Below are 6,902 nucleotides of genomic sequence, written 5' to 3' on the forward strand. Positions count from 1 at the left end.
GCCCTGGCGCCATCGGCCGGGCGCGCAAGCCGCACCAACATCAACCGCGATGCAAATTGATCGCGTCCCGCGTCTCCAGCGCCACGCGGCGCGCGGCCGACGCGAAATCCTCGCCCGCCTGCGGCGCCGCATACAGAATCGCGCGCGACGAGTTGATCATCATGCCAGCGCCAGCCGCCGTCTTGCCGGACTTGACCGTGGCCGCGATATCCCCGCCCTGCGCGCCGATACCCGGCACCAGCAATGGCATATCGCCAACAATCGCCCGCACCTGCGCCAGTTCTTCCGGGAAGGTCGCTCCCACCACCAGCGCGCACTGCCCGTTGGCATTCCACTTCTCCGCCACCAGGCGCGCCACATGCTGATACAGCGGCTTGCCGTCCACGTTCAGGAACTGCAGGTCCGAACCGCCCGCGTTCGAGGTACGGCACAGCACGATGATGCCGCGGTCGCTCCACTCCATGTACGGCTCCACCGAATCGTAACCCATGTACGGGCTCACGGTGACCGCGTCGGCGCCATAGCGGTCGTAAGCCTCGCGCGCGTACTGGCGCGCGGTGGCGCCGATGTCGCCGCGCTTGGCGTCCAGGATCACCGGAATGTGCGGATAGTTCTCGCGCGCATAGGCGCAGATCTTTTCCAGCTGGTCTTCCGCGCTCAGCGCCGCGAAGTAAGCGATCTGCGGCTTGAACGAGCACGCCAGGTCGGCCGTCGCGTCGATGATCTCGCGGCAGAAATGATAAATACCTTGCGGATCATTCTGGAACTGGGCCGGCAGCTTGGCCATGTCCGGATCCAGGCCCACGCACAGCAGGGAGTCGTTGGCCGTCCACGCGGCAGACAATTTGTTGATGAAATTCACGACGCACCTTTTAATCTGTTGCAAACCCTCTATTGTAACGCGCCGCCACCGGGCTGTTAAAATTTGGCCTTCATCCCAGAACGCTCAGAAAGCACTCCTATGAAATTATCCCAAAAAGTCGCTATCGTGACCGGCGCCACCCAAGGCATAGGCTTGGCGTGCGCCCAACGCCTGATCACCGAAGGCGCGAAAGTCATGCTGGTCGATATCAAACCGGAGGGCGAGCAGGCCGCCGCCGCGTTGGGCGAACAGGCCCGCTTCTTCGCCGCCGACGTCAGCCAGAAGGCCGATGTCGACGCGCTGGTCGCCGCCACCCTGGCCGCCTTCGGCCGTATCGACATCCTGATCAACAACGCCGGCGTCACCCACGCCGCCGATTTCCTCGACGTCACCGAGGACGATTTCGACCGCGTCATGCGCATCAACCTGAAATCGATGTTCCTGTGCGGCCAGGCGGTCGCGCGCGAGATGGTCAAGCAGCAAAGCGGCTGCATCATCAACATGTCCAGCGTCAACGCCGAGCTGGCGATCCCGAACCAGGTGCCGTATGTGGTGTCCAAAGGCGCGATCAATCAATTGACCAAGGTGATGTCGCTGAACCTGATCCCGCACGGCATCCGCGTCAACGGCATCGGTCCGGGCACCATCCTGACGGAACTGGCGAAGAAAGCGGTCATGTCCAGTCCGGAAGCGCGCAACACCATTTTGTCGCGTACGCCGATGGGCCGCTGCGGCGAGCCGGAGGAAGTGGCCTCGATCGCCGCCTTCCTCGCCAGCGACGACGCCAGCTATATGACCGGGCAAACCCTGTATGTGGACGGCGGCCGGCTGGCCTTGAATTACACCGTTCCCGTCAAATAAAATCGTTTAAATATAGAGTTATGCGCCTAATTGATGTCTGGTATCTGAAACAACAATTAGACACATATCTGAGGCAGCCCCATAATTACACCTGTCTCCACTATTCTCCTCCAAGAAAATAGTTTTAAGCCCGCTTTAATCAGCGGGCTTTTTTTTGCCCTTTTTTCGCCGGTACTGATTTTTGTCATGGCCGCGTCATATTGCCGCCCTATACTGGTTACATCTTAAGTACATGCAACCGATAGGCATGACTGAAGAAAGGTGCACCGGGAACCCGGTGCACCACTCCCCATTTCGCGCAGCGCGTGGTATTGTCTGGTTCATGATCAAGCAACTACTTCTGACCTCATCGCACGCCAAACTGCGCTACCGCACCGCCATTTTCCTGTACCTGCTGATTCTGATCTTCGGCTCGATTCCGGGCGCGCGCCAGGATATCGGCGAGGTCGCGTCCGGCGTCATTCTGCACTCCATGGCCTATGCCGGTCTGGCCTTCCTGATCTTCACCGGCGGCACGGGCAGCCCGGCGCAACGCGCCGGCAAAGCCGTGCTCACCATCGCGGCCATGGGCGCCCTGGACGAGCTGGTACAAAGCTTCCTGCCCTACCGCCACGGCGCCGTTTCCGATTGGCTGGTCGACTGCAACGCCGCCGTCCTGACTTCGCTGGTCATGTGGGTCTTGTGGACGCGTTTCCGTATCCAGCCGCAAGCTTGAGATCGGCGTCCGCATCGGTGGGAAAGCTTCCCCTGCCACCGGTCGCCGATTCCACATCCAAACGCATTTGCTGCAATTGCTCGACTTGGGCCACGCGTACCAATCCGTGCAATGCGTGAGTGAGCAAATGCCTGCAGCGGGGATCCTGCTTTTCCCCACAGGCTAGAGTGATTAACTCTTCGATAATAGTGTCTGTCACGCGTGTCAACATATCGATGTCCTTTAGAGTGATACCGAACAATTATTGTCTGTAGGTAGCATGTTTCAATTGATGTACATCAATTGTGGCGGGATAGTCTGGAACAAAAAAGCATCGCGCCTCTCTCACCCAAGTGGCTGGCCACTTTGATTAACCAACGGGGAGGCGAAAAAATGTACATCACTAAGCAAAATAAATGGGTTGCAGTTTTATGCATGGCGGCGTTGGCGGGATGCGCTTCGGACCGGTTGTCGGACAGCTCGTCGAATGCCAACACCGGATACACGGCGCCGGGCACCGCCGCCGCGTCGGGCACCGGCAGCATGGGCAGCAGCGGCAGCACCGGTAGAACGGGGAGTTTGGGAAGCGGCACGGGAAGTCCCGGCGACACCAGCACAGCGCAAACCTCGTACGGAACGGTGCAAGCCATCGACCAGATGCAGCGTCAGGATGTGGGAGTGGGCGCGGTGGGCGCGGCGGCAGCGGGCGGCACCATGGGCGGTTCGCCGACCGACCGCGTGTACCGCGTTACCGTGCGGATGGACGACGGCAGCAGCCAACTGGTGGTGGTGGACTCCATGCCTGGCTACAAAATAGGCGACCGGGTCCGCTACAACAACGGCACGCTGACGCCGTATTAATACAACTGTTCGACCTGATAGCCGCGCCGCTTGAGCAACTGCGGCAGGCCGTCATCACCCACCAGATGCAGCAGGCCAACGCCGACGAAGGCGACCTTGTCCTGCTGCATGATGCGTTCGATATTGGCGGCCATCTCAGGATTCCGTTTGCCCAGCAGCACCCGCTGCATGAAGCCGGCGGAGATGGAATCGCCGGTCGTGGCCGACTGCCACGCGGCCTTGATGCCCGGCGCGTCGGCCGAGCTCCATGCGTCGATCAAGGCCTTCGATTTCTTCAGCGACGAGCCGCTGTCCAGGTCGGCCAGGCTCTCCACCAAATATTGCTCTTGCTGGCGCGCGTCCAGCATATCGAACAAGCCCAGCTGATATTCCGCGCTTTCCAGTTCTTGCACGGACTTCTCCTGCTTCTGCGCGGCGGCCAGCAGCGCGTATTCCACCGCCTGGCTGCGCTGGAATCCGTGCGTATCCAACTCCGTCCCGACCAGCAAATTGGCGATCAGCCATGGCTTGTAGTGTTGCACCGATTGCAGCGACAAGCCGGCCTTGGCCAGCGCCTGGACCATTTTGCTCAAGGTGGCCGGGCTCAAGTGGTTTTGCACCACATCGCCGTCCGGATAGCGGCCATGACGGGCCAGCGCCTTCTGGAAAGGTAGGTCCTGACGAATATCCAGTTCCAGGACAAGCGTGTTCGAATCGAGCAGCGCCCGCGACGCCTCGGCATCGAGCGGGTAAAAACCATCCTTGCCGACATGAATTGTGCCAAACAGATAACTGACTTTACCTTCATGGGTAATGCGGTACAGCTGGCCACGACGCTGCGAACTCGTCTCGCTCACGCCGGCGGCAAACACCGACTGGCCGACAAAACTGAGCAACAATGCAAACAAGATGACAAGTTTCTTAGGCATGCGAATTCCCGACGATAGCAGGAGATGCCATCGAAATAACTTTATTTAAGAGGAGTGGGAGCAGCTCGGCGTGGCGCTTCACTGTTTCCAATAGTAAATCAGGAAGGCGCTGGAGAAAAACTTTTTGTGAAATTTGACGCGACTGTCGACAAATTAAACACACTTAAATAGCAGGGAAATAATAAAAAAGCTGTGCAAATATAAATATATTGGCGCTTTAACATGGATTCACTAAACCCACATGCGCGGCAAGGGCTTCATTGAAACCCGTGCGGATGGCCCGATATGTTATTTATGATCCCATTCTCCATACTCGACCTCGCCCCGATCGCCAAAGGCAGCAACGCTTCCGCATCGTTCCGCAACACACTCGACCTCGCCCAACACGGCGAGCGCTGGGGCTATCAGCGCTACTGGCTGGCCGAACACCATGGCATGCCGGGCATCGCCAGCGCCGCGACCGCCGTGGTGATCGCGCACGTGGCCGGCGGCACGTCGACCATCCGTGTCGGCGCTGGCGGCATCATGCTGCCCAACCACGCGCCGCTGGTGATCGCCGAGCAGTTCGGCACCCTGGAAGCGCTGTATCCGGGCCGCATCGACCTCGGACTGGGCCGCGCGCCCGGCTCCGACCAGACCACGGCCCGCGCACTGCGCCGCACGCTGGAAACGGACGCGGACGCCTTCCCTCAGGACGTGCTGGAGTTACAAGATTACATGTCCGACACGCCACGCCAGCGCGTGCTGGCCGTGCCCGGCAAAGGCGCCAAGGTACCGCTGTGGATACTGGGCTCCAGCACCTTCGGCGCGCAGCTGGCCGCGCACATGGGGTTGCCTTTCGCCTTCGCCTCGCACTTCGCGCCGCAGATGATGATGCAAGCGTTGACCTTGTACCGCGCCAATTTCCAGCCCTCGTCCCAACTGGCCAAGCCTTACGTCATGCTGGGCTTTAACGTCTTCGCCGCCGACACGGACGAAGAGGCACGGCTGCGCGCCACCTCGATGCAGCAAGCCTTTGTCAACCTGCGCACCGGCAAGCCATCGCGGCTGCAGCCGCCGCAACCGGGCTATCTGGAATCGCTGGGACTGCCGGAACGCGCGATGCTCGACTCCGTCCTGTCATGCAGCGCGATCGGCGCGCCGGAGACGGTCGGCCGCCAGTTACAGGAATTCATCACCCGCACCGGCGCCGACGAATTGATGATCACCTCGCAGATCTTCGAGCATGAACACCGGCTGCGTTCGTATGAAATCACCGCCGAGGTACACCAATCGCTGAAGCGCGCCGAGGCGGGCCTCTAGGCACGGCCATAGGCGGTAGATTCCACGAGGAACCGTGACAACTCCTGCTCGCTCAGCAGCATTTTGCGATCACCGGTAAAATTGCCGCCTGCAAAATGAAGGAGCGTCACGTGAGCCAGTCCCACGCCCAGCAAGATCTTTCCCCCGGCATGGTCTGGCTGTTCGCCGTCGCGACCGGTCTGATCGTCGCCAATCTGTACTACGCGCAAACGCTGATCGGGCCGATCAGCCGCGCCACCGGCCTCGACCCAAGCGCCGCCGGCCTGATCGTCACGCTCACGCAAGTCGGCTACTGCCTCGGGCTGCTGTTCATCGCCCCGCTCGGCGACCTGGTCGAAAACCGCCGCCTGATCTTCACCGCGCTGCTGACCAGCGCGGTCGCCTTGTTGGCCGCCTCCGCCACCAGCAATCCCAACCTGTTCCTGCTGGCCGCCTTCTGCATCGGCCTCGGCACCGTGGCCGCGCAAATCGTCGTACCGTTCGCCGCCCACATGTCGCGTCCCGAAACGCGCGGCCAAACGGTCGGCAAGGTCATGAGCGGCCTGCTGATGGGCATCATGCTCGCCCGTCCCGTCGCCAGCCTGATCGCCGACGCCCTGAATTGGCATGCCGTGTTCGTCATCTCCGCCATCACCACCACCGCCCTCGCCTTCCTGCTGCGCGCGCGGCTGCCGCAGCGCCATCCGAACTCCGGCCTGCACTACTTTGAGCTATTGGGTTCGATGTGGCACCTGCTCAAGACCACGCCCATCCTGCGCCGCCGCGCCGCCTACCACGCGTGCATGTTCGGCGCCTTCAGCCTGTTCTGGACCAGCGTCTCGCTGGAGCTAACGGGGCCGTACTTCCAACTCAGCCAAACCGGTGTCGCCATTTTCGCGCTGGTCGGCGTCGCCGGCGCGATCGCCTCGCCGATCGCGGGCAAGCGTGCCGACCAGGGCAAAAGCCTGTCGACCACGTTCATCGCGTTCGCGCTCGGCGCCGTGGCATTCCTGTTGCCGCTGGCGATACACGCCAACCGTATCGTCGATCTCGGCGTGCTGGTGCTCACCTCGATCTTGCTGGACATGGGCGTCTCGGCCAATCTGGTGACGGGGCAGCGGGCGATTTTCGCGCTGCCGGCGGAGATCCGCGCCCGCCTGAACGGGCTCTACATGGCATTGTTCTTCATGGGCGGCGCGGTCGGCTCGTCGCTGGGCGGCTGGATGTTCGCCGCGCACGGATGGCGCGGCGTGTTGTGGGCGGGATTGGTGTTCCCGCTGGTGGCGCTGTGCGTTTTCGCCACGGAACCCGGGGTCAGGTCCTAATGCCGCTAACTTAAGCTTTTAGCGGCATTTTTGTTGTAAACGGCGGCCGGAAGTGTTAACTTGCCGGCACGATGCTATCAGATGCCATTTCCCTCGCTATAGACCTTCCA

7 protein-coding genes are annotated in these 6,902 nt (G+C 61.2%); 5 read left to right on the forward strand and 2 right to left on the reverse strand.

The window, feature by feature from the left end:
• Positions 1-40 precede the first annotated feature (40 nt).
• Entirely contained in the window at positions 41-862 is an 822-nt protein-coding gene (gene pyrF / locus MRBLMU1_RS17720) for an orotidine-5'-phosphate decarboxylase (RefSeq protein WP_363503713.1), read from the reverse strand.
• Between the two features lie 99 nt (positions 863-961).
• Between pyrF and MRBLMU1_RS17725 the strand changes: the two genes are divergently transcribed.
• From MRBLMU1_RS17725 to MRBLMU1_RS17735, 3 genes are all read left to right on the forward strand, one after another.
• Complete coding sequence (locus tag MRBLMU1_RS17725) at positions 962-1,723, forward strand: SDR family NAD(P)-dependent oxidoreductase (RefSeq protein WP_363503715.1); 762 nt, start codon at positions 962-964, stop codon at positions 1,721-1,723.
• A 322-nt stretch (positions 1,724-2,045) separates the two neighbouring features.
• Positions 2,046-2,438: a VanZ family protein gene (locus MRBLMU1_RS17730; protein WP_363503717.1), complete on the forward strand. Its 393-nt coding sequence runs from the start codon at positions 2,046-2,048 to the stop codon at positions 2,436-2,438.
• A 414-nt stretch (positions 2,439-2,852) separates the two neighbouring features.
• Positions 2,853-3,278 carry a hypothetical protein gene (locus MRBLMU1_RS17735; protein WP_363503719.1) on the forward strand — a complete coding sequence of 142 codons (426 nt, stop codon included), beginning with the start codon at positions 2,853-2,855 and terminating at the stop codon, positions 3,276-3,278.
• Here the strand turns inward: MRBLMU1_RS17735 and MRBLMU1_RS17740 are convergent.
• The gene (locus MRBLMU1_RS17740; RefSeq protein WP_363503721.1) at positions 3,275-4,186 is read right to left on the reverse strand and encodes a TraB/GumN family protein; all 912 of its coding nucleotides are present in this window, start codon (positions 4,184-4,186) and stop codon (positions 3,275-3,277) included. The two genes, MRBLMU1_RS17735 and MRBLMU1_RS17740, sit on opposite strands and share 4 nt — an antisense overlap.
• A 294-nt stretch (positions 4,187-4,480) precedes the next feature.
• On the opposite strand from MRBLMU1_RS17740, the gene MRBLMU1_RS17745 reads away from it, so the two are divergent.
• On the forward strand, positions 4,481-5,488 hold the full coding sequence (locus tag MRBLMU1_RS17745; protein WP_363503723.1) for an LLM class flavin-dependent oxidoreductase: 1,008 nt from the start codon (positions 4,481-4,483) through the stop codon (positions 5,486-5,488).
• A gap of 149 nt (positions 5,489-5,637) precedes the next feature.
• A complete protein-coding gene (locus MRBLMU1_RS17750; RefSeq protein ID WP_363503727.1) occupies positions 5,638-6,792 on the forward strand; it encodes an MFS transporter in 1,155 nt (384 codons plus the stop codon).
• Positions 6,793-6,902 lie beyond the last annotated feature (110 nt).

Source organism: Burkholderia sp. LMU1-1-1.1, assembly GCF_040675865.1.
Taxonomy (GTDB): domain Bacteria; phylum Pseudomonadota; class Gammaproteobacteria; order Burkholderiales; family Burkholderiaceae_D; genus Rugamonas.

Bases quoted from the DNA above. Each gene is read 5' to 3' on its own strand.
- MRBLMU1_RS17725 (WP_363503715.1), top strand. From the start codon at position 962: ATGAAATTATCCCAAAAAGTCGCTATCGTGACCGGCGCCACCCAAGGC.
- MRBLMU1_RS17730 (WP_363503717.1), top strand. From the start codon at position 2,046: ATGATCAAGCAACTACTTCTGACCTCATCGCACGCCAAACTGCGCTAC.
- MRBLMU1_RS17735 (WP_363503719.1), top strand. From the start codon at position 2,853: ATGGCGGCGTTGGCGGGATGCGCTTCGGACCGGTTGTCGGACAGCTCG.
- MRBLMU1_RS17740 (WP_363503721.1), bottom strand. From the start codon at position 4,186: ATGCCTAAGAAACTTGTCATCTTGTTTGCATTGTTGCTCAGTTTTGTC.
- MRBLMU1_RS17745 (WP_363503723.1), top strand. From the start codon at position 4,481: ATGATCCCATTCTCCATACTCGACCTCGCCCCGATCGCCAAAGGCAGC.
- MRBLMU1_RS17750 (WP_363503727.1), top strand. From the start codon at position 5,638: ATGGTCTGGCTGTTCGCCGTCGCGACCGGTCTGATCGTCGCCAATCTG.